General features: G+C 34.0%; 19 protein-coding genes. All 19 read right to left on the bottom strand.

Annotation, left to right across the window (positions count from 1 at the left end; translation table 11 throughout):
* Positions 1–154: 154 nt before the first annotated feature.
* A complete protein-coding gene (locus ACWG42_RS13435) occupies positions 155–2,569 on the bottom strand; it encodes a glycogen/starch/alpha-glucan phosphorylase (RefSeq protein ID WP_455793073.1) in 2,415 nt (804 codons plus the stop codon).
* Positions 2,570–2,813: 244 nt separating this feature from the next.
* Complete coding sequence (locus ACWG42_RS13430; protein ID WP_455793072.1) at positions 2,814–3,914, bottom strand: CDP-glycerol glycerophosphotransferase family protein; 1,101 nt, start codon at positions 3,912–3,914, stop codon at positions 2,814–2,816.
* A gap of 11 nt (positions 3,915–3,925) precedes the next feature.
* On the bottom strand, positions 3,926–5,104 hold the full coding sequence (locus ACWG42_RS13425; protein WP_455793071.1) for a CDP-glycerol glycerophosphotransferase family protein: 1,179 nt from the start codon (positions 5,102–5,104) through the stop codon (positions 3,926–3,928).
* Between the two features lie 9 nt (positions 5,105–5,113).
* Positions 5,114–8,455, bottom strand: coding sequence for a CDP-glycerol glycerophosphotransferase family protein (locus ACWG42_RS13420; protein WP_455793070.1), 3,342 nt, complete (start codon positions 8,453–8,455; stop codon positions 5,114–5,116).
* A 10-nt stretch (positions 8,456–8,465) separates the two neighbouring features.
* Entirely contained in the window at positions 8,466–8,855 is a 390-nt protein-coding gene (gene tagD, locus ACWG42_RS13415) for a glycerol-3-phosphate cytidylyltransferase (RefSeq protein ID WP_455793069.1), read from the bottom strand.
* A 15-nt stretch (positions 8,856–8,870) separates the two neighbouring features.
* Positions 8,871–9,695 carry an ABC transporter ATP-binding protein gene (locus ACWG42_RS13410; protein WP_455793068.1) on the bottom strand — a complete coding sequence of 275 codons (825 nt, stop codon included), beginning with the start codon at positions 9,693–9,695 and terminating at the stop codon, positions 8,871–8,873.
* A gap of 13 nt (positions 9,696–9,708) precedes the next feature.
* Complete coding sequence (locus tag ACWG42_RS13405; RefSeq protein ID WP_455793067.1) at positions 9,709–10,512, bottom strand: ABC transporter permease; 804 nt, start codon at positions 10,510–10,512, stop codon at positions 9,709–9,711.
* 220 nt (positions 10,513–10,732) lie between these two features.
* Positions 10,733–11,689, bottom strand: coding sequence for a transketolase family protein (locus tag ACWG42_RS13400; RefSeq protein ID WP_455793066.1), 957 nt, complete (start codon positions 11,687–11,689; stop codon positions 10,733–10,735).
* Positions 11,690–12,541, bottom strand: a complete 852-nt coding sequence (locus ACWG42_RS13395; RefSeq protein WP_455793065.1) for a transketolase — start codon at positions 12,539–12,541, stop codon at positions 11,690–11,692.
* A 74-nt stretch (positions 12,542–12,615) separates the two neighbouring features.
* Positions 12,616–12,894, bottom strand: coding sequence for a PTS sugar transporter subunit IIB (locus tag ACWG42_RS13390; protein WP_455793064.1), 279 nt, complete (start codon positions 12,892–12,894; stop codon positions 12,616–12,618).
* A gap of 15 nt (positions 12,895–12,909) precedes the next feature.
* On the bottom strand, positions 12,910–14,340 hold the full coding sequence (locus ACWG42_RS13385) for a PTS ascorbate transporter subunit IIC (protein ID WP_455793063.1): 1,431 nt from the start codon (positions 14,338–14,340) through the stop codon (positions 12,910–12,912).
* Positions 14,341–14,370: 30 nt separating this feature from the next.
* Positions 14,371–14,829, bottom strand: coding sequence for a PTS sugar transporter subunit IIA (locus tag ACWG42_RS13380; RefSeq protein ID WP_455793062.1), 459 nt, complete (start codon positions 14,827–14,829; stop codon positions 14,371–14,373).
* Between the two features lies 1 nt (position 14,830).
* A complete protein-coding gene (locus tag ACWG42_RS13375) occupies positions 14,831–14,971 on the bottom strand; it encodes a hypothetical protein (RefSeq protein ID WP_455793061.1) in 141 nt (46 codons plus the stop codon).
* A gap of 20 nt (positions 14,972–14,991) precedes the next feature.
* Positions 14,992–17,025, bottom strand: a complete 2,034-nt coding sequence (locus ACWG42_RS13370; RefSeq protein ID WP_455793060.1) for a BglG family transcription antiterminator — start codon at positions 17,023–17,025, stop codon at positions 14,992–14,994.
* A 17-nt stretch (positions 17,026–17,042) separates the two neighbouring features.
* On the bottom strand, positions 17,043–17,708 hold the full coding sequence (locus ACWG42_RS13365; RefSeq protein WP_455793059.1) for a hypothetical protein: 666 nt from the start codon (positions 17,706–17,708) through the stop codon (positions 17,043–17,045).
* A 213-nt stretch (positions 17,709–17,921) separates the two neighbouring features.
* Positions 17,922–18,923, bottom strand: coding sequence for an NAD(P)H-dependent glycerol-3-phosphate dehydrogenase (locus ACWG42_RS13360; protein ID WP_455793058.1), 1,002 nt, complete (start codon positions 18,921–18,923; stop codon positions 17,922–17,924).
* A 68-nt stretch (positions 18,924–18,991) separates the two neighbouring features.
* A complete protein-coding gene (glgB, locus tag ACWG42_RS13355) occupies positions 18,992–20,878 on the bottom strand; it encodes a 1,4-alpha-glucan branching protein GlgB (RefSeq protein WP_455793057.1) in 1,887 nt (628 codons plus the stop codon).
* A 230-nt stretch (positions 20,879–21,108) separates the two neighbouring features.
* Complete coding sequence (locus ACWG42_RS13350; RefSeq protein WP_455793056.1) at positions 21,109–22,116, bottom strand: DarT ssDNA thymidine ADP-ribosyltransferase family protein; 1,008 nt, start codon at positions 22,114–22,116, stop codon at positions 21,109–21,111.
* The gene (locus tag ACWG42_RS13345) at positions 22,113–22,919 is read right to left on the bottom strand and encodes a macro domain-containing protein (protein WP_455793055.1); all 807 of its coding nucleotides are present in this window, start codon (positions 22,917–22,919) and stop codon (positions 22,113–22,115) included. The genes ACWG42_RS13350 and ACWG42_RS13345 overlap by 4 nt, the downstream gene beginning before the upstream one ends.
* Between the last annotated feature and the right edge of the window lie 423 nt (positions 22,920–23,342).

The following is a 23,342-nucleotide window of genomic DNA, read 5'->3' as shown; positions in this document are numbered from 1 at the left end:
TCTAGAGAATCAAAAGTAAAAACTTGTCGTGTCCTTCTTTGGCTCTTCTTAGAGCCTTTTCGTCATGCTTTTTTCGTTTTCTCTCATTTCCACTTAAATTATGCAAGTTCCTAATAGATAAAAGAAGTCCGTATTTGCATACGAACCTCACTTACTATTTAAATTCTACTGGTGTAATATTCCAGATTTCTTCTGCGTATTGTTTGATTGTACGATCACTTGAGAAGAATGCAGATTGTGCAATATTCACTAAGCAACTCTTCGCCCAATTCGCCTTGTCTTGATAACGATAGTCAATGTTTTGTTGCGCATGTGCATATGCATCATAGTCTGCCAACAATAAGTACTCATCGTTTTTAAACATTACTTCGTTATAAATCAATTTGAAGTCTTTTGCGTTATCTGAGAATGTAGCATCTTTTAACGCATCAATAATACGTTTGACACTTTGATTCTCATTGTATTTGCGCCATACATCATAAGAATTCTCATGACGAATTAAGCTTACATCATCCGCACGTAAACCGAAGATTTCCGCATTATTGAAACCAACTTTTTCGACGATTTCCACATTAGCACCATCCATAGTACCAAGTGTAATTGCTCCGTTCATCATAAACTTCATATTTCCTGTACCACTAGCTTCTTTACCAGCAGTTGAAATTTGTTCCGATACATCTGCCGCATTCATTAAAATTTCTGCGATACTTACACCATAGTTTGGTATAAATACAACTTTCATATATGGTGCAATTTCTGGATCATTATTCACCTTTTGCGCAACACAATGAATCAACTTAATAACTTCTTTTGCGAATGTGTAAGAAGGCGCTGCCTTCGCCGCAAAAATAAAGGTTCTTGGATGAATACGGAAATTCGCATCTTCCTTCATTTTGAAATATAAATCCATAATGTGCATAACGTTTAATAATTGACGTTTATATGCATGCAAACGCTTTGCTTGTACATCAAAGATAGAATTTACATCCACTTCAATGTTTAATGTTTTCTTAATATAATCAGCCAAAATTTGTTTACGTTGCAATTTCACTTTCATGAATTCTTCTTGAAGTGTCGCATCGTCTACATGACTCATTAAATCCAATAATTTATTTGGTTCAGCTTTGAAATCTGGACCAATATATTTCTCTAACAAGCTTGTTAATTCTGGATTAGAATACAACAACCATCTACGGTGTGTAATACCATTTGTCTTATTGTTAAACTTCTCTGGATATAAAGCATAGAAGTTTTTCATAACGTCTTCTTTTAAAATCTGTGTATGAAGAGCCGCAACTCCATTTACACTATGGGAACCAATAATCGCAAGGTTTGCCATATGCACTTGTCCATCTTTTAAGACACAACATTCGCTCATCAAATCCGGTCTACCTAACTCATGAGATGCACGGAATTTGAATCTATGATCAATTTCTTCAATAATCATATAGATACGAGGCAACAATTCTTGTACATATTGAACAGGCCATTTTTCAAGGGCTTCACTCAATACTGTATGGTTTGTATATGCCATTGTTTTCTTTACAATTCCCCATGCTTCATCCCAATCAAAACGATATTCATCTAAGAATATACGCATCAACTCAGGAATACACAATACTGGATGTGTATCATTTAATTGAATTGCTGTTTTTTCAGCGAAGTTTTGTAACGTACCATACGTACGCATGTGAGAATCAATAATGTTATTCAATCCTGCAGCTACAAAGAAATACTGTTGTTTCAATCTTAACTTCTTTCCGTGTTCTGTAGAATCATCAGGATATACATTACGACATATTTCACGTACTTCATTTACATATTCATTTAAACTAGACGCATCACATGCATCATCCGCAACCTCAGCACTCCATAAACGAAGCGTATTGGTATTTTTTGTATTCTGTCCAACGATAGGCATATCATATGGTACTGCCTTAACAACTAAACTTGGAATATGGTTTACGATAGCTTTCCCATCTTCACCCATCCACATATCTACATGTCCACCAAATTTAACTTCAACGGAATGTTTCGGTTTACGAACTTCCCAAACATTTCCTAATGAAAGCCATTGATCAGGTACTTCAACTTGCTCATTGTTCACAATCTTCTGTTTGAACAAACCATATTCATAACGAATACAGTTTCCATTTCCTGAGTAATTCATAGACGCCAAAGAATCTAAGAAACAAGCAGCTAGTCTACCTAAACCACCATTTCCAAGCCCTGCATCACTCTCTAAATCTTCAAGGGCATTGATATCAATATCTAAATCCGCAAGTCCTTCTTTTACAATATCATATATCCCTAAGTTCATAAGGTTATTTGTAAGTAATCTTCCCATCAAGAATTCCATGGAAAAATAGTACATTTGTTTCTCTTGTTTTTTTGCTACTACATCTTTGCTTTGATTCCAGTTCTCACTTGCGTGATCACGAACCATCTCTCCTAAAATCATATATTTTTCTGTTATGTGAGCCTGTTCAATAGAACGACCGTAGTGTTGAATGATTCTTTTCTTAAATTCGATTTTGAATTCATCCGCATTTCTGAATCCATTTGCCATAAAAATAAAACTCCTCTCAAAATATAATACACTATAATTTTACCTTATCTAGGGGGATAATACAAATTTTATTCATAAATCACTCCCTTTATTATGATTATCTTATGTGTTTTTATACAAAACGTTCATTATAAAAACACACCTGTCTTATATACTGAACAAATCCCTCATGCTTTTAAGAACACTATTTTCACTTAAATTTGCCTAACCAAAAGAAAAGAAACGATATTCGTTTCCTTTTCATCTATGAATTCATAACTTTTTGAATATGTGCATACACCCTTTTAGCATTATCGCCATCATCAAAAGGCATAAACATTTCCTGAAATTTTTTCATCTTCCCTTCATCAAATGAACACTCACTAAGTTGTTCGATCAATTCTTGCTCATTTGTACAAATCTTAGAAGGCATCTCTTTTTGGTATTGTACATTAAAGCCAATGGTTTGTTGATAGTCCTCATAATCGCTCGCATAACAAATTGCTTTTTTTCCTAAAAGAGAATAATCGAATAGGATAGAAGAATAATCTGTAATTAAACAATCACAAGCACACAACAACATATATAAATCTTCATGACTCACATTAACAATGCGTTCTCCCTCTTTTAATGAGGCGTCCGCCAACAAAGGATGCATCTTATAAAACATCACATAGTCACTTGGAAGTTGAGACATCACACTAGCCAAGTCTAAATCATCATAACGTAGTCCCTTTATGATATTTCCGCGGAACGTTGGCGCGTATAGAACTTTGTACTGATGTCTATACTGCGGATACTTTTCGTAAAATTGTTCTTTATAGGAAGACACTATTTCTTCATCACAAAGTTTATCAACTCTAGGCATTCCTGTGACAATCACTTGTTCTTGTTTTACGCCAAAGGCTTCATGATAAGCATCTTTCCAATAGGTACTATTCGCCAATACTCCATCGTAATTTCTTACTGGATATTGACGTTCTATTTGATTACCAAATTTTTTAATGGCACCACATGCATGCCATGTTTGTAATACATAAGTTCCCTCTCGTTTGAACGTACTCACCACAAAATTGTTATCGTTTAATATAATCAATTTTGAAACATTAATTTCATATAATTGTCGAATACAATTCAACATATACATAAAATCATCTTTTAATGTCTTTTTAAACACGATGAGATTATAGTGTAAATCATATTTATTGTCTTCTCTTAAAAGCTTATCAATTTCTAGAAAATCTTGTTCTAAATGATCTGCCGTCAGTGAAATAAACGTAATTCTATTTTGTTTAATCGAGCACATGCGAAAGAAGAAATTGCATACCTGTAGTAGGCATGTAAGGACTGCTTTTTTTAATCCCATAAGTTTCCTCCTTATGAACACATAATATCAATGACCCGCTGTGCAGCGTGTCCATCTTCTCGATTATTGAAACGTTGATTAAAGGTTTCAAGTTTATCATAATCAAAAAGATGATTGGCTATTGCTTGTAACATTGCTTCTTCTATTTTGAATACTTCTCCAGGAAGATCTTTATGAATATCTAAATAGAATCCTCTTAATTCATCTGCGTACTCTTCAATATCGTACATATAAAAATACATTGGTCGTTTCAGCACAGCATAATCAAAGAATACACTGGAATAATCTGTTACCATCATATCAGAGATTACATACAAATCACTGATATCTGATTTAGCATCTATATCATAGACGAAATTTTCAAGTTCTGGTTCATGTTTATACGTAGAAGTAATTAGGTAATGAGGCTTAAATAGGATAACATACTCTTCTCCTAGGACTTCTTTCCACTTCATGAAATCCACCTTTAACTCAAAGGTATAACCTGCCATTGTAAATTGATTATCACGCCAAGTAGGGGCATATAGAATAATCTTTTTGTTATCTGGAATATATAACTTCTTACGAATCGCTTGTTTTTCTTCTTCTGTTACATTGCTTAAATAATCATTTCTAGGATAACCTGTTTCAATCAAACGTTCTCTATTGATTTGAAAGGCACTTTGAAATACCTCTGTACAAAACTTATTTGGTGAAATCATGTACGTATATTTCTTTACATCGTTGTCATAGGTTTTACGCATTGCATCTGCGCTCATATGAGAACGATAGAAGGTTGTTCCTTCTGGAACGATGATATCATGTGCTAAACGCTTCAACGGTGTTCCATGCCACGTCTGTAAATACACTTGTTTCTTCTTGCGTACGATGTACTTCTGTAATTTACAGTTACATACCCAATATTTACTACGTGCTAAATGAAAAAAATAGACAGGCGTAAAGTAAGGAATTACTTTCGCTCCCTCTATTTCTATCATATTTTCTTTTCTAAGCGCCCATACAAAGACATAATCTTTGAAACGCTCATCTTTTTTCATCTGTAGAAAGATTGCTTTGGGATTATCTGAATACCCTCTTCCATGAAAAGATATAAAGAGTACCATCTTCTTATGGATTGGTACCAATCGAAAGAGTACTTCAAATGTCCATCGCATACCATTCACAAGAATCTTTTTTATTTTATTGACCATAGTCGACTCCTAAATAATTCCATCTTTCTTCATGAATTCTATCAATCGTTGTGTATTGTGTCCATCATGATAGGTTACAAGATGTTGATATCGCTCTACATACTCCAAAACCTGTGAATCTTGTAAATTCTTTGCTAAGATACGTTTTAGATTCCCTGCATCATAACAGATATCTCCAAATACATTCTCTTCATTTAACATCAGTTTTGTAGTAGGCCCATAAGCTTCCATACATTCTTCTTTTTCTTCCCAATAGAAGATAACATTACTACCACGATAAAATGCATCATAGGCAATGGAAGAATAATCTGTAATTAAAACTTTTGTCTCTTTTAACACATCGTCATACTTGCTTTCTGTGTTTAAATAAGGACGCAATTCAAAATCCGCATCTTTCACTGCATCCCAAAACAAAGGATGAGGTAAAATAACAACGCGTTCTCTATCTTTCTTAGGAATCGCATGAAATATACGTTCAATCATTTGATAGTACTTTGTAGTACTAAAATCATATCTTGCTTCATTGTATTCCCATGGTCTCCATGTAGGCATAATCGTAATCTTATCCGCATCTTCTTGCAAGATATTACGATCATATTTAGGTAGACCACTAATATAAATATATTCTGGACGATAGTTTCCTAGTTCTGTAAAATGACGTGCTTCTTCTTTTGAAGATACGACTACACGATATTTCCCTTTGGTACGTTTAGGCTTAAAGAATCTTCTAGATTCACTATCAAGTGATACCATGTACATAACTCCATGTTGTAAAAAGACATAATCATTATCTTTTCTAGCAAGTTTCTTTTGTGCACAACGATTGGAAATTCTTAAATCAATCGCATGTACCATTGCTTCAGAACCCAAGAATGTCTTTGATTTAAAGAAATAGAAATAATGTTTAAAACTTGTTTTATAAAGAAGGTTCTTCTTATATTTTGGATCGATACGATCAATATGTGGATAGTTTTTATCTAAGATAAAATACGTGTTGGTATATCCATTATCTATGAGTTCTTCATAAAGTACAGATGCACTTTCCTCATAGCGACTACCTTCTTTTTCAAATAGTAAGATACGCTTTGGAAAAGGCACGATCTTCGCTAAATAATAGGCCAAGTTCAATTTACATTGTTCCTTTGTCGCGTCCGTTGCATTTTGTTTACGTACCGTAAGGTAGAGTACATTGTTTACTGTTTGGCGATAATATGCAGACGTTGAAGTTGCTGGAAAAACATGGATTGGTCCTCTTCTGTTTTTCCCTTTACGAAGGCTAAATAAATCAAATTTGATACCTGTACAAATTCCATATCCCTCTGTATCCGTAAATACAAGATTGACTTTGTTTTGTATTTCTAGAGTTTTTACATCTTCATAAGGTATGGTTAAGGAATAATGTGTTAATCGAACTCCTCTTCCAATATGTAATCCTTCTTTCAAATGTGCATCATACACTTGCTGAGCAACTTGTATTTTTAAGTTCTTTAAGGAAAATGGCAAGACGGTATACGCTAAGGCAATACCAGAGATATGCAATCCCTTTTTCGTATTAGATATATAGTAAAAGATATTTCCCATCTTTAGACATTTGTTGTAGTAATTTTCTTTGTCTTCCCATAAGTGATGTACATCATCAAAACGATGATCAATCACTTTCGTATAATGCGCATTCATATATTTGCACATGATGAGATTAGAGGTTGCACGTGCCGCAATACCCATAACATTGTTATGATGTATATGCGCCTCTTTTTCACAAGAAAACATTGACATGATTTTATACATGTAATGTGGGTTTCCTGAATAGTACACCACTTTCTCTGGGGTTAAATGATAAAACAAACGCTGACGTTCTTCTTCAAAGAAATCTTTACTATGAGACGCAAATTTCTTTGCGAAATAGAAGTTACGCATAGCGATAGCGTATTTGATTTTCTCTTTTAAAGGGAATTCAAATTTTGTCACAATCGCATAATAATTGATACCTTCTGGTAAATCATTTAAGAATTCAACTTTTTTCGCAGTTATTTTCCCTCGAAATGCTAAAATAAGATTCTTTTTAGGATTTTCTTTCTGCAATTGTACTAGATATTCTCTTAATAGGATATTAAGTTGTGGATTTTTTAATTTTCCGCCATAAACAAGAATAGAAGCTCTTTTATTATCCAATCCCTTATGGATCTGCAAGCCCTTTGTTTTTCCATGCACTAAAAGATTTAAAATCTTTTCTGGCGTATGAACATCGGCATATGCACCATACATTTGTAAGAGTTCATCATACGCTTTGTGTTTTGTCTTCTTATTGATTTCTTTGATCAATTTATCCACAGTTTCCACAATTGGAAAAGGTAAATCGCTCACCGCAAAATAAGTCCCACGATCTCTCATATAATCTTCTAAATCATAGGTAAATAAAATGATTTTCTTTTTTGATACAGCAAAATCAAAGAATACACTAGAATAATCAGTAACCAGCATATCACAGATTGCTAAAAAGTCATACGTTTCATAATCTGATGGAAAAGGTTTAATATGCTGATATTGACTATAGTCTAAAATATCTCCCAATAAGAAATGTAAGTTTACATAGAAGATTTGATCATCCTTTAGTTGTGCATCGATTGCAGAAAAATAGTGTTCCATTAGTTCTTTTTGGATACGTGTATCTGCTTCACGTCCACTTCCACGCCATGTTGGCATATAGGCGATTAGTTTTTTGTCTTCAAGTCCTAATTTTGCACGAAGGTTTTGATTGGCTTGTTCATCAAGGAATACACGATTTCTTGGATAATCCGCAAGCACTACTTTACCCTTGTATATATTTTCTAACATATAGTCTTTCATAAAGACATTTTCTGTAAATTCATTTGGAAATAATGCATAATCACTCATCAAATAATTTTTCTGAATGTTTGCTAAACTAGCCGCATTCTTTAAATCGCTTTTCCCAAGGGTTTTTAATGGCGTTCCATGCCATGTATTTAAATATATTTGTTCATCTCTTTTATGAAAGTATGGTGGAAAAGAATTATCCGTTAACAAATATTTACAAGTTGCCAAATAGTCTTTATACACATCTGAATTTCGAATTACCAACTCTACATGATAACCATAGAACGCAAAACGTTTTTGTGCTGCTTCTTTTGTATCTTCAGTTACAACAAAAACTACTTTGTAGTCATGAAAAGATTCATTCTCACAAAGTTCTCGAACCATGGCAAACATATTCCCATTCAAATTTTTACCTTGTCCAGCTTCTAATAATATATGTTGTTCCCTAATCGCTTTTTCTTTACAAGAAAAATAAACATTCTTTTTTAACTTCTCAAAAAGCTTCCTTACCTTCATATAGCACCTCTTATTTTTTTAATTCTTTTTTTAATTGCGTTGTGCTAATACCTTCTGTACGAGGTAAATAAACAACATCGCAATATTCTTTTAGAAAATCAAACTTTCCTTCCCAGTCATCTCCCATAACAAATACATCAACATTGTATTTCACAACGTCTTGTACTTTTTGATCCCATCCTTCTTCAAGGATAACTTCATCTACATAACGAATTGCCTTCACAATTTCCATACGATCAACATCACTGATTTGGCATTTCTTTCCTTTTTCATTCCAGTTAAACGCATCGCTTGAAACTGCGACAATCAAATAGTCTCCAAGTTCTTTCGCACGTTTTAAAATATTCAAATGCCCGATGTGAAATAAATCAAATGTTCCATAAGTAATTACTTTCTTCATAGTTCTATTCCTTTCTTACCAAAACAATTTCTTTTTATAATTTTGTATAATTCGTTCTTGAAATTTCTCTTCACGCTGTTTCTTCTTATCTGCTTCACTTAAAGCGTTATATTCATCTACATAGGTAGAATAGTGATCACATACAGTATCAATATCTCCTATTTCAACCAATTTTCCACCTTCAATCCACATACCAGTATGGCAGAAATCGCGTACCTGTTGAAGTGCATGTGAAATAAAGAAAATTGTCTTTCCTTCTTCATCACGTAGCTTTTGCATACGTGTCATACATTTTTGTGCAAATCCCTTATCTCCTACGGACAAAGCTTCATCCACAATGAAGATATCTGGATCTAGTGCCAAAGAGATTGAAAACCCTAAGCGTGATTTCATCCCGCTTGAATACTTCTTCACCGGTTGATAAAGGAAATCTCCCAATTCCGCAAATTCAATTACGCTCTGTTTGATATTTTCAATTTCTTTCTTCTTTAAACCCAATAACGCTCCCTTAAGTTCAATATTTTCTTCACCCGTTAACTGCATATTGAGTCCAGTGTTAATCGCAATGAGTGCTTGTTCTCCATTTACAAGAATACTTCCGCTATCTTTATCGGAGATACCAGAAAGGATAAGTGATAAGGTAGATTTCCCTGAACCATTGGTACCAAGGATTCCTACGCAATCTCCTTTTTCAATTTTAAAATTAATATTATGTAAAGCATAAAAATGTTCATCTGAACCTTTTACATTTTTTCTTGCTTTCTTTTTTAAACGATATATTTTGGAGACATCTTCCATAACAACTGCATATGGTTCATGTTCTTTTTTTATTTTAGCCATTCTTGTCTACCTCCTAGATCATATCGATAAACTTCGTTTTGAATTTATACATCAGATAACTTCCAATAGAGAATAAAGCAATAATCAACAACCAGAAGTATAACGTTAATGCAGGGTGTGCAAAGATAGATTTTTCAAACAATAAACAATCTCGATACCCCTGTACAATATAGTACACTGGGTTCAATTTCATAAACACATCCAAAATCGCAATCCCAAAGTTTTCCGCAAACAATACAGTTGATAGATACAGTAACATACGCATCAAAGAAGTAACAAGTTTCTTTACATCACGCCATAACATAGTTAATACGGATGTAATTAAAGCCAAGGCTTCTAAAAGCGCAATTGCACAGATCATATAATAAATAATACCTAACCAGTAAATGTTTGGATAAAACCCAAATAACAACAGTACCACAAAACCAATACATAGCATACAAAAGTGATTGAACAACTCTTTTGCGATAACGGTCATTGGCAATACGCTTACAGGAAATTTCATCTTGGTAATCACATTGGTCTTCGCAAAGATTGCACTACACCCTTGGACAATACAAGGCTGAATAAACCACCATGCACAGAATCCAACGACAACCCATGGAAGGTACTCCACATTTTGTTGTCCCTTACGATGCAAAGCAACACCAAACACAAGGTAGAATGTTGCGACCTGAATAGCAGGAGAAGCAAAGTTCCAAAACAATCCAAATTTTGAATCTCGGATTTCTCCAAGCAATTCATATTTGGCAATACAGTAAATACGATATATATTGGTCACATTCTCTGTGATGACATAACGAATACTTTTAAACATGAAGATGTCTCCTTTACTGTCTTTTATAAGGCATAGCAATTTAGCTAGACCAGTCATATTATACAACAATTTATATTGGTTCACTAGTGTTTTCGATGATTCTACATATTTGACACCCTTTTTAAGCCATCATCAAAAAAAGGTGTGAACATAAATTCACACCTAAGGATTCTAAATTTATTATAAAGTTTACACAATTATTGGAATTCATGTAAACTCATTACAGAATCTCTTTGATACTCTTTTCCAAATCTTTTGCGCATAAATGAAACTCCCCCTGTAAAAACTCAGGAGTTCCTACTTGTCCAAAGCGTTCCTTCACACCATGTCTTTTAAAAGGAACATGAATGTTGTTTTCCGCCATCACTTCCGCAACTGCGCTTCCCAATCCCCCAGTAATCGAATGGTTTTCAAAGGTAACGATGGCTTTCTTATCTTTGGCTTCTTTTACAATGAGTTCAACATCTAATGGTTTTATACAGAACATATCAATCACTTCTGTAGAAATCCCTTGTTCTTCCAAAGACATTGCACAATCATATGCATCACTTACAAGTTGTCCAGCTGAAATAATTAAAACATCATGCCCTTGTTTAATAACATTGCCTTTCCCTAGTTCAAAAGTAGATCCTTCCTCATAAAGATTACGAACACCTTTGCGATTTGCACGTAAGTAATGTACCCCTTCATGTTTTGAGAATTCACGAACAATCCATGAAGTTTGCACAGCATCCGCTCCATCACAAATTACAACGTTAGGAATTGCTCTTAGAATTGCGACATCTTCCCAAGTGGTATGTGTCCCTCCATTTGGTCCTGCACAAAAACCAGGATCTGAACCATAAATATTCAATGTTGTATTTGCATAAGCACCAGATAAGAAAATTTGATCATATACTCTTCTTGAAACAAATGGCCCAAAGCTATGAATGTAAGGTTTATATCCCAAAAGAGATAAACCTGCGGCTGCACCTGTCATATTTGCTTCAGAAATACCACATTGAATAAAACGATCTGGATGCGTTGCTTGAATTTTTGTAAACCCACTTGCTCCACCTAAATCTGCTTCCATGGCGACCACTTTATCATCTGTTTTCATCAACTCCTGTAGTGTTTCTACTACCACTCCACGAAGTTCTTTTCCAACTACCTTTTGATTTTCTACTATCTTAAACATTTATGCTCCCTCCTTTGCGATAAAGGCTTTTAATTCTTCTACTGCAAGATGTGTGGCATTCTTTTCTTCTTCCCCAAATTTTACGGAGTGATTCGATAACATTTCTTCAAAGTATGGTATCCCTTGCCCTTTTATTGTATCTAACACTATACAAACGGCTTGATCTTGCACTTCTTTGGCACGGTTAATTGCGCTATCAATTGCCTCGACATCATCCCCCTTAACACATTGGGTATGAAAACCAAAAGCCTTCATTTTATCCACAATACTAAATGGATTTATAACATCTTTTGTGTAGCCATCCAGTTGTCGTTTGTTATCATCAATGAAGACGATACAGTTGTTTAATTTATAATGCGCGATGAATTGAAATGCTTCCCAACATTGCCCTTCATTTAGTTCTCCATCTCCAACAATCAAATACACATAACGATTACTTTTGTTCATTCTCAATCCCATAGCAATGCCTGCCGCAGCACTTGTTCCTTGTCCTAGAGAACCCGTCGTCATATCTACACCAGGAGTCTTTAATCGATCAGGATGACTTGGTAATATGGTTCCTCCTTCATTTAAGGTATATAGCATTTCTTTATCGAAGTATCCCATTTGAGCGAGCACACTATACAAAGCTGGTCCTGCATGTCCTTTCGACAAGACCAAACGATCACGATCTTCCATCTTAGGCTGTTTTGGATCGATATGCATTTGTTTTCCATATAATACACTCAATACTTCTACAATAGACATAGCACCACCTAAATGCCCATACCCTCGATGTTCCAACATTTGTAGAATATGAATACGAATCTGTGCCGCTAACACTTGTAAATCTTTCTTCTCTTTTACCTCCATATTGCCCTCCTTTTATCTATTTTTATAAATTTTTTCGTAAAGAAAAAGAAGACAGAGCCTTCTTCTTCTGAATCTTACAGGTTGAATGCCTCTTTTAATTTTGTTTCGATTTCATTCATATCCATTAATTGATTTAAAATTATCTTACTTTTAAAATGCGTCAACTGTGGAGCTAAATCTGCACCGATAACAAATAGATCAGCATCGCCTTCTCCAACTTCAGATAATGCGGTATGTGATACACTTACACCCGTAATATTTAATTTTTTTAAAACTTTTTCTACGTTCATACTAACGATCATGCTACTACCTAAACCTTGACCGCAACAACATACTATTCTTCTAATTTCCATGAGTTGCCTCTTTCTTTAAGCGTCTTCGCTTTTTTTAACTTTCTTTGGTGCTACATAGTTGTACACGATTGGTGCTAAGAATACGACAGCACATACAATGAGCAATCCGCTACCTTGTATAAATTGAGCGATGTTACCAAATACAATTCCCATCCATGAGAAGTCTGCATCTGAGAATGTACTGTTTGCGAAATTCAATGCACCCATAACTGGCATACAAATTGCAGGTAGGAATGTAATTAGTAAACCATGCATGAAACTTCCAAATACACATCCTTTTAATCCACCTTCTGCATTGGCAAATACACCAGCTGTTGCCCCACAGAAGAAGTGAGGAATAACGCCTGGTAAAATTAGTGCTACACTTACCAAGTTTGCATCGATGAAGCCAAGAATAAATAATCCAACAACACCACCTAAGAAAGAAACTAGGAATCCAATCAATACGGCATTTGGAGCATATGGGAATACAACTGGACAATCGATTGCTGGAACTGCACCAGGTACAAGTTTTTCAGCAATACCACGGAACGCTGGAACAATTTCTCCTACAATCAAACGAACACCACTTAAGATGATATATACACCACCTGCAAAGCTTAATCCACTTGTAATAGACCAAACAGCCCAGTGTGTTTTTGTTTCTGCACCTACATTTAATAATCCACTTAAATTCGGATGAATTTTTAAAATGGAAGCTGCATCTGCACTTAAGATACCTTTTGATACTGCTACTGCGGTTACAATTAGGAAGAATGCCATCATCGTAATCCCAATTGCTACTGTTGTATCGCGTAGGAAAGTTAATCGTTGAGGAAAGTTTACTTCCTCTGTAGATTTTCCTTTTCCTTTGAATAATTTTCCACATTGTGCTGCAAACCAATACCCTGCACCACCGAAGTGGCCAAACCCTAATTCATCTGTTTTAACAATCTTACGCATCGTCGGTTGACAAATAGCTGGTGAGAACGCCATGATAAATCCGAGCAATAACCCTCCACCTAACCATAATTGTACACCCTCAAGACCACCTACATTCAATAACACAGCTAACATACATGCCATATAGAATGTGTGATGACCTGTTAAGAAAATGTAATGTAATCTTGAAAAACGAGCAATTACAATATTTAGGATCATACCTAAACACATGATATATGCGGTATCTTTCGCAAAATCTTGAAGTGCGAGAGATACAATCGCTTCGTTGTTTGGCACTACACCTTGCATATTAAACGCATAGTTGAATAAATCTCCAAATGCATTTAATGAACCAGATTGTAGAAATGCCGCACCAGCGGATAGAACTAAGAACCCTACAATTGTTTTTACGGTTCCTTTCATTACGTCTTCAAGTGGCTTGCGCTGTAGCAACAATCCAATTAAAGCCATGAGACCTACAAGTATTGCAGGCGTCGATAGAATGTTTACAATAAATTCTAACATATGATAAAACTCCTCCCATTATTGTTAACGCTATATTTCACATGCATTAGAAACAAACAATTCGTATATTTGTTTTGCGCATGTTGCGTCCAGTATTTGTTGGACTTTGTTCTCATCCATGAAGATATTCGAAATAGCTTGAATACCTTCCATGTGTGATTCACTATCCTTTGCCACTAGTGTTACTAGAACTCTTACATCATAACCATCTGGCTTGAATTTGATCGGCTCTTTTAATATGGTGACACTCATCTGTGTCTCTACAACACCCTTTTCATTACTCGCATGAATCAGTGCTAAATTTTCACATATGACATAATAAGGACCAAACTTCTCAGTGTTTTCATATACCGCCGTTTCATAAGCTTCGGTACAATAGTTTTGTTGTATCAGTGGAGCACAAGCAATATGAACCGCTTCTTTCCAATCGACAACACTTTGTCGTATATAACAGTTTTCTTCTTTTAATAAATGGCTCATTGACTTCATTTTATTTCCCCTTTACATGTTCATTATCCATTTTAATTGGCGCTAATACAAGGCCAATTCTTTTCTTGTTTATGTGCAATCCAATAGATGAATGTAACCAAATAATTGCACCAAATTGTGCAAGTTTTGGATACCTTGGCAATCTTTGCCTACTTATGTTCTTTATGCATCCTCTGGTTGCGTATGCGTTTGTATATAAGTTTGTATTTCTTTACTAGATGTAAGTGCAGCAATTTGTTCAATGCTTTTCTTCTTAGAAAATATGTTCAATACATCGTTTAAAATATGAATATGTTTTCGTTGATCTTCCGCACATAATACAATAATAATGCGTGCTTGTTTACCGTTTAAAAAGGTAACTGGATGTTTGAATGTACACATAGATACATCTAGCTTTCGAACACCCTTTTCTATTGCAGCATGCGCCAACACCAAACCATCCGCAAGGAACATCATAAGACCACGTTGTTTTTGATCTTCCAGAATTGCTTCTACATATTCTTGCGATATAGATTCATCCTCTAACAATGGTGTACAGGAATAGCGAATTGCCTCTTCCCAATCGCATTCTCCATCATACTGCTTAATATGAGAGAGTTTTAAATAATACAATAAATTGTGTCCATAGTTGTGATGTGGTACTACATGAGATTGCATACTAGCATAATAATTTTGTAGATCTCTTTCAAATGCATTTAGCTTTGAACTAGGAATATAGCTAGTCGCAAGTCGAACAATTTCTTGTATTTGAAGGTTTGTGTGAGGTTCACTTACCATACAGTTGCGTAATATGGTTACTCGATCTTGATCTGTCAAAATCGGATGTACAACAATGAGCTTCTTCTCTTCCGCTAATACAACGGTAGATATCACTACATCAAACCCATGATCTTTCTGATATTGGCTCAGCGGTAGATTGATAATTTCTGTTGCTTGTGGAACAAGTGAAGCAACTTCATTACGAAGCATATTCCCAGTTCCTATCCCATTTGGACAAATGATAAGAATACGAAGATTTCTACTCTTAGTTTCTCGCATCGTCATAAAGGCACCAAAATGTAAAGTTATATAAGCAACTTCTGCATCGGATATCAAGTATCCAAGTGTTCGTTCTAAATATTCACAAGATTTCTTCGTAATCTCATATAGCTCCTCATATTCTGTTTCAATACTATCCAACATTGGGTTTCCTAACTGAATTCCATAACGATAACGATATAAGGACGTTTTCAAATGTGCATTAATAGCATTGATCAACTCTTCTTCTTGATCAAAATAAACACACGTCAAACGTTCAAATTCATGCACCAAGTTTTTTGAAATTTCATAGGTTTCATCTTGATCTTTCATTACATTTACAGGTATGGTTTGTAAACGCGACCCCAACAAATGCAAGGTCACATAAATTTTCTCTTCAGGCGCAAGACGTACAAACTTTTGTGATACTAAATGATATTCTTTTGTTTCTACTATTTCTTCTTCATCCATATCATTAAACGTCAAACGATCATTTCTTTTATCTACAGAAGATAAGAAGAGTGCCAAGGAAGGCAAAATACCACTTACATATTCTGCTTGTAATTCTTGTTCGATTTGTTTTAAAAGATGTAAATTATGTTGCACGCTCTCTTCATCTACCGCTGGAATAAGTTTTCTTTCATAGTACTCCCATAAAGATGGAAACAACATAAAGAACAACGCTCGTTTCCTAATAATATCTCCAACGATTCGATATCCTCGCTTGATATCATAGGACAATGTTAAATTGTAGATTTCTAGAAACTGTGCAACACTCTTTAAATCATTGATAATCGTATTACGGCTTACCTGACAGGACTCCATAAAATCTTCTATATATAATGGATTGGATCGTATGACAATGGAACAAATTTGTATCTTTACTCGTTCATCACGTGTAAACAAATGATTGGTATCACTGCTCGTTTCAGATAAAGCATCCTGAATAGCTTTAATCTGTGTGTGATTTACAATGATTCCTTTTCCTCTTTCTTGTATTAATTCTTCTATGCCTCGCTCTTGAAGCCAGTCGTTGATTTTATTAATATCATAATATACACTTCGCTTTGAACTTTGCATTTCATCTGCTAGCTCTTGTATCTTTAAATAGCCACCAGCATACATGATTCTCTTTAATATGTCGTAGCAACGCTTATCAAGATTTGATACTGCATTCATGTAATTCCTCCCTTGTTTCAACTATAAAGTTGTTTTACTTTTTTGTAATAAGGTGTTCCCTTTAAATTCCCCTTTGCCTTATGTACATATGCTTCCATCATCTTACGATCTTTCTTATAAGAATATTGCAAAGCTAGTAGATACTGTAATATTCCCATTTGTACTTGATGATCAACTTGATAATCTTTTTTTACTTTAGCTTGCTCCATATCTACAAGCATACGTTCTAATGGTTCTATATCCTCATACTTCTTTTCAATCATGACACGATAAAGCATACTATTATAACGAATCGTTTCCTCATCCGCCTTATTCTTTATGAACTCTAGCATTTGAGAACATATCTCTTTATTACCTTTTTCTAAAAAATAAAAATACGTTTGACTGGCAACTTGATATGCCTGTTGCTCACTTAATTTCATCGCTAATAGTACCTTTGTTTGTTCTTCAATCTTTTTATTCTCTGATTTTGCTAGATATACTCGTAAACAATTGTATTGTCGATCATACTCACTAAAAAATAGTTTGAATGCGTTACTATGAAGATTCTTTAATACATCCTCATATCGTCCTTTATGCAATTGTTTCAAAACTCGATTCCATAACAAGCTCCTAATAATGAATGGTATAGCAATCACCATCATAACAATGGATATTAAAACTAGTAACATTGCGTTGTTCATTACATCACTCCCATTTCTAATGTTCCTTCTAGTATAAAATAACAATCCATCTAAGATAAATCAAATACAATTTATTTCACAACTTATAACATTATTTGTACAGGATACAAGAAAAGCACTCCAGTTTCTAGAATGCTTTATCCCAATATAAATATAAAAAGGAGGAATACTTAGAAAATAATCCTCCTTACATTTCAGTTTTATATATGCATTTTATAAATTGATTTCCGTTTTCAAATCACGCAACATCAAATTCTTTGCGGATTCACTTGGCTTTTCATCTTCAAATAACACACGATATATTTCATTTACAATTGGCATATCAATTCCTGCTTTTACAGCTGTTTCATGAACTGCTTTCGCAGTACGCACACCTTCTACAGTTTTTGTATTGTTATCCCAGAAATATTTCGCACTATCGTGTTCTCCTATTTCATAACCAGCTTGGAAATTACGTGAATGCTTACTTGTACAAGTAACAATTAAATCACCAATACCAGTCAAGCCCATGAATGTTTCTTGACGTCCACCCATAGCAACTCCATAACGTGTCATTTCCATAAGACCACGTGTAATCAAAGCAGCACGTGTATTATCTCCATAACCTAAGCCAGAAAGCACACCACTAGCAACTGCAATCGCATTTTTAATAGCGACTCCAATTTCACTACCGATTTCATCATTTCCTGTATAGATACGTAGATAATCATTAGAGAATGTCTCTTGAACAACTTTAGCGTCTTCTTCATTTAAAGAAATAGCACAAATGGTTGTTAACATACGAACCACTACTTCTTCCGCGTGACTTGGTCCAATAAGAGATACGACACTACTCAAATGTTCAGGACTTATATGTTTACGAATTACGCAAGACATACGTTCAAAAGTTTCTGGATGGAAACCTTTTGATGCATTGACGATGATTGTCTTCTTATCTAATAGAGGATCTATTTGTTTACAAACACTTTCTATCGCAATGGTAGGTACCGTTAATAACACAATATCTGCACCTTTGACCACTTCGATGTCCATCGTTCCTTTTAAATCTGGATTGATATCTACATTCTCAAAGTATTTTGAATTTCTATGATTCTCATTGATGTCCTGTATTTCACTTTCACAGTTTCCATAAATGGTTACATCTACTTTGTTATCACATAACACTTGTGCTAGGCCAGTTCCCCAGCTTCCACTACCGATGACTACTACTTTCATAAAATCCCTGCCTTTCGCTTAAAGCATTTGCAATTATTATACACAGGTTGTGCTGAATTAGCAAACGATCATTTCTTAACACTCTTTGTAGCTTTAACAGCCGTTTTCTTTGTTGGCGTGGTCTTCTTTATTTTATACTCTAAAAGCACTCCACCAAAGGCTGGTACATCAACCGCAATACGATAAGGTTGTTTGTTACATTCTTCTTTCTCTGCTTTCACTTTTTGTAACCCTGTTATCTCTCCACCATAAATATCTAATTCGGTATTTAAGATTTCGTTATAGGTTCCCGCAAAAGGTACACCAAATACATGTTTTTGGTAAGCATTTGGAGAGAAATTTAAAATGACTACATAATTTCGATCTTCATTTTTACGTAGGAAAGAGAATAGATTTTCATCCGCATTATCCGCATCTATCCATCCAAAAGAAGTCCAATCATAGTCTTTTTCATAAAGCGCAGGAATCGTTGTATATAATTCTCCTAGCTTTCCAAAATACTTATTGAATGCATCATGCATTGGATATTTTAATAAATCCCAATCACATTGTTTCGTTTCATCCCATTCACGGAAATGAGCTAATTCATTTCCCATAAAATTCAATTTCTTTCCAGGGTGTGTAAACATATATAGGTAAAGAGTTCGTAATTGTGAGAATTTCTGTTCATAACTTCCCCACATTTTATCTACGATTGTTTTTTTACCATGTACAACTTCATCATGGCTGAATTCCACCATAAATCGTTCAGAATAGAAATATGCCATAGAGAACGTAATACTACTTTGGTGCCATTTACGATAAATAGGATCTTTTTCAAGATATTGTAATGTATCATTCATCCACCCTAAGTCCCATTTGTAATCAAATCCTAATCCTCCATCTAAAGTTGAGGCTGTCACATTCGGGAAGTCACTTGAATCTTCTGCGATTAACATAACACCAGGATATTCTTGTGATAGGTTGTAATTCATTCGTTTGATAAAATGAATAGCTCCTTCGTTTTCTCCTAAATCTTTGTTACCATGCCAATGAATAACATTGGAAATCGCATCCATACGTAATCCATCAATATGATATTTATCAATCCAGAAAGATGCCGCAGACATGAGGAAAGAGCGTACTTCTTCACGCCAAAGGTTAAAGTTTGCAGTCCCCCATTGTGAATCCGCATCTACAGCTTTTTCATATTCATAAAGTGGTGTTCCATCAAAGTATGATAAGGAGAAATCATCTTTTACAAAGTGCACAGGCACAAAATCTAAAATAACTCCTATATTAGCTTTATGTAAAGCATTGATAAGATACATTAAATCTTTCACGCTTCCATAACGAGAAGTAGCACTGAAATATCCACTACACTGATATCCCCATGAACCATCAAACGGGAATTCATTTAAAGGCATCAATTCCACATGCGTAAAGTTATGATCTTTTAAATATGCAATTAACTCCTTTGCGATAGTTTTATAATTCACCCATTCGATTGCTTCATCTTTTTTCCATGAACCAAGATGCATCTCATAAATATTCAAAGGTTTATCAAAGTTTTTTGTACGTGTGGACATCCATTTTTCATCTGTCCACTTCATACTGTCAATATCCGCTACAATACTTGCGGTGTTAGGACGTAACTCGCTATAAAAAGCATAAGGATCCATTTTATCCACAACACGATCGGTTGCTTGGGTGATACGATATTTATACATATCTCCCTCTTTTACATCTTTGATAAATAAAGACCATACCCCTTTATCATCTTTGCGTTTCATTTCATGACCTTTACAACTCCAATCATCAAATGACCCAATGACTTGAATGCTCTTCGCATGTGGAGCATAGGTTGTAAATCGAACACCTTTACAATCTCTTTCTACACACACATGTGCACCAAATGTTTCATATGCATGAATATCATTCCCCTTGTAATATTCTTGTAAATTATGTTTTTTCATACGTAATCCTCCAGTTTCTTTATATCTTCTATTTTACTCTATTTTCCGTATAAAACATAGCGTTTTATGTCATATTTTACATTTATGTAAAGGGTTTCATTACAATATGTGGAAATCGTATGAAAAAGAAAAAAATGACTAGCAATAACTAAAAATAGAAGTATCACAGTAATTGTGTGAAACCTCTATTTTTCTTTATATTTTATAGAACAATCTCTTCATTTACTAATCTAAAAAGGTAAATCTAAATTAAATGACCATTTACCATAATAAACTTGGGTTCCTTCATCATCATTCACTGTTTTATCGAAAAAAAATATTTTACAAAGATAGCCACTATTTTGTTCGATAGAATTACGAAGAGGCATCAAGTCATAATTATAAAATTTCTTTGGTTGTAGAGTAACAAACTTTGGATACGAAATATCTCCAATCATTACATCTACTCTCATTTCAATAGGATACATAGTTGAGACATTCTTCAAATCTATTCTGATATTGTCTAAATTCATATTTACATGGTCTATATAAACATGGTGCATATAGAATAAGTTAGAAGCTTGTTTAACACTTATTTTATCTCTATATTTTTCCAAAACACCCTTCTCACTTAAAATATTGATTAATGTTACATACTCAGCATTTGATCTACACCATATCATATCTAAATATTCTAGACTTAATTTACTTTTAACGATGATTTCGGATTGTCTTTTTTGAACAATGTATGTTTTTTCATCTTCTCTAAGCGCTCCATCATGATATATAGATTTGAAATCAAGTTTCTTAAAGTCTTCAAAATTTTCATATAAATGAAAGCCATGCGTTGCTAACGAACAATCTGAAAAGCGTGTTGTCGGAAGATTCAAAATTTCATAAGAACGAAAGGCTAAAAAAATGGGAACTGGAATATGAGCGGAATTATACCTATCTCTTTCTTGACTAGTTGAATATCCTTCATTATAGAATTGTGTTGGAGTTTTAGGGCGAAAATAAAGTCTAACACAATTTCTTATCTCATCTTCGGTTTGATCTATTATTTCCGTGCTTGCATTTTCATTGCCCATGATTCCTCTTCTAATACATTCATTTCTCGAATATAAGGAACCTTGTTCAAGAATATTAACAATATTATCAATATTACTAAAGTGATATACATATTTAATCCACCATAGTTTGGAAATATCTAAACCAAATTCATTTTTGTGTTCTTCTAAGAATTGTCTATAGGAATTCATAACAATTCCCCTTTATTCATCTTTTCTTCACTTATATCATAAATCTGAACAGCATCTACATATACACCCTTTATTGCATTAAACACTTTACAATTTACAATATAGTCAAGTTTATGTAATGTAGAAATGATTTCTTTACCAAATTCATTATCCAACCACATTACATCAAGGCAATAGAACTCACCATTTCTAAGCTTATTCCACAAATCTTCTAATTCATAATCGATATGTTCTTGATTCAATAAATCACTATTTGATATAAGCTCTTTTAGGTCTTCTTTAAATTCAGCATAAGGTAAATTTTTCACCTCTGTATGCAGCCATTTTTTTATTCCACGCGTTTCTTCATATTCTTTTATATCTTTATATTCTTCTTCATAAATATATATATCAATTGGAAGATTTTTCATATATTGTTCCATCATCTTTTTAACTATTTCCCAATCTAAACCTCCATTTCCACATCCAAGTTTAGGAAATGCAATAGATGTTATGCCCTTTTCTTGGTATGTTTCAACAAACTTTTTTAGACCTTCTTCTATATATTCATATTGTGATTTGTTTCTCCAATGTTGTTTTGTAGGAAAATTCAGTATCCATTTGGTACCAGCATTATAAATCCATAGTTTTCCAACAGAAAGCATTTTGTTTTCACAAAAAATTTGATACTTTTTAAACATATCCGGATATTTTTTTTTGAATTGCAATGCAATACCCTTCCCCATAACACCGTCTGTATTCACTGTGTTAACCAACACTTGTGCTGGGCTATTTAATAAGTCTCCATGAATATACTTTATCATTGTCATCACCATGTTCATTATATCACACCTTCCCATTAGTTTACTACTTTACCAACAATATACACGCACACATTTACCACATGATGCTTACTTTACACTGCATGTTTATATCCTTATTTTACATGTATAGGGCATTTCGTTTACTATCTTAGAAAGATATCATTTTTCTAGGATAAAAGTACCCTTTAAACAACTTATCGTAGATAGTATTCCTTACCGCCAAGGAATCCTTAACTACTGTAAGCTTAGTATATCACTATGTAATTATTTGTCTATTCACTATATGCTATAAATAAACAGTTTCTCATTCGAAAATGATAATGTCTCAATGTATCAATATTGAAAATGTCCCAATGTAATTTAATAAAAGTATATAATATCTCCTTAAGGGAGGTCATTATGAGAAAGGTTGAATTAAGAATG

It is taken from the genome of Amedibacillus sp. YH-ame10 (genome assembly GCF_053848885.1).
Note: the sequence above shows the minus strand (reverse complement) of the source record. Positions and strands in the feature narration are given on the sequence as shown.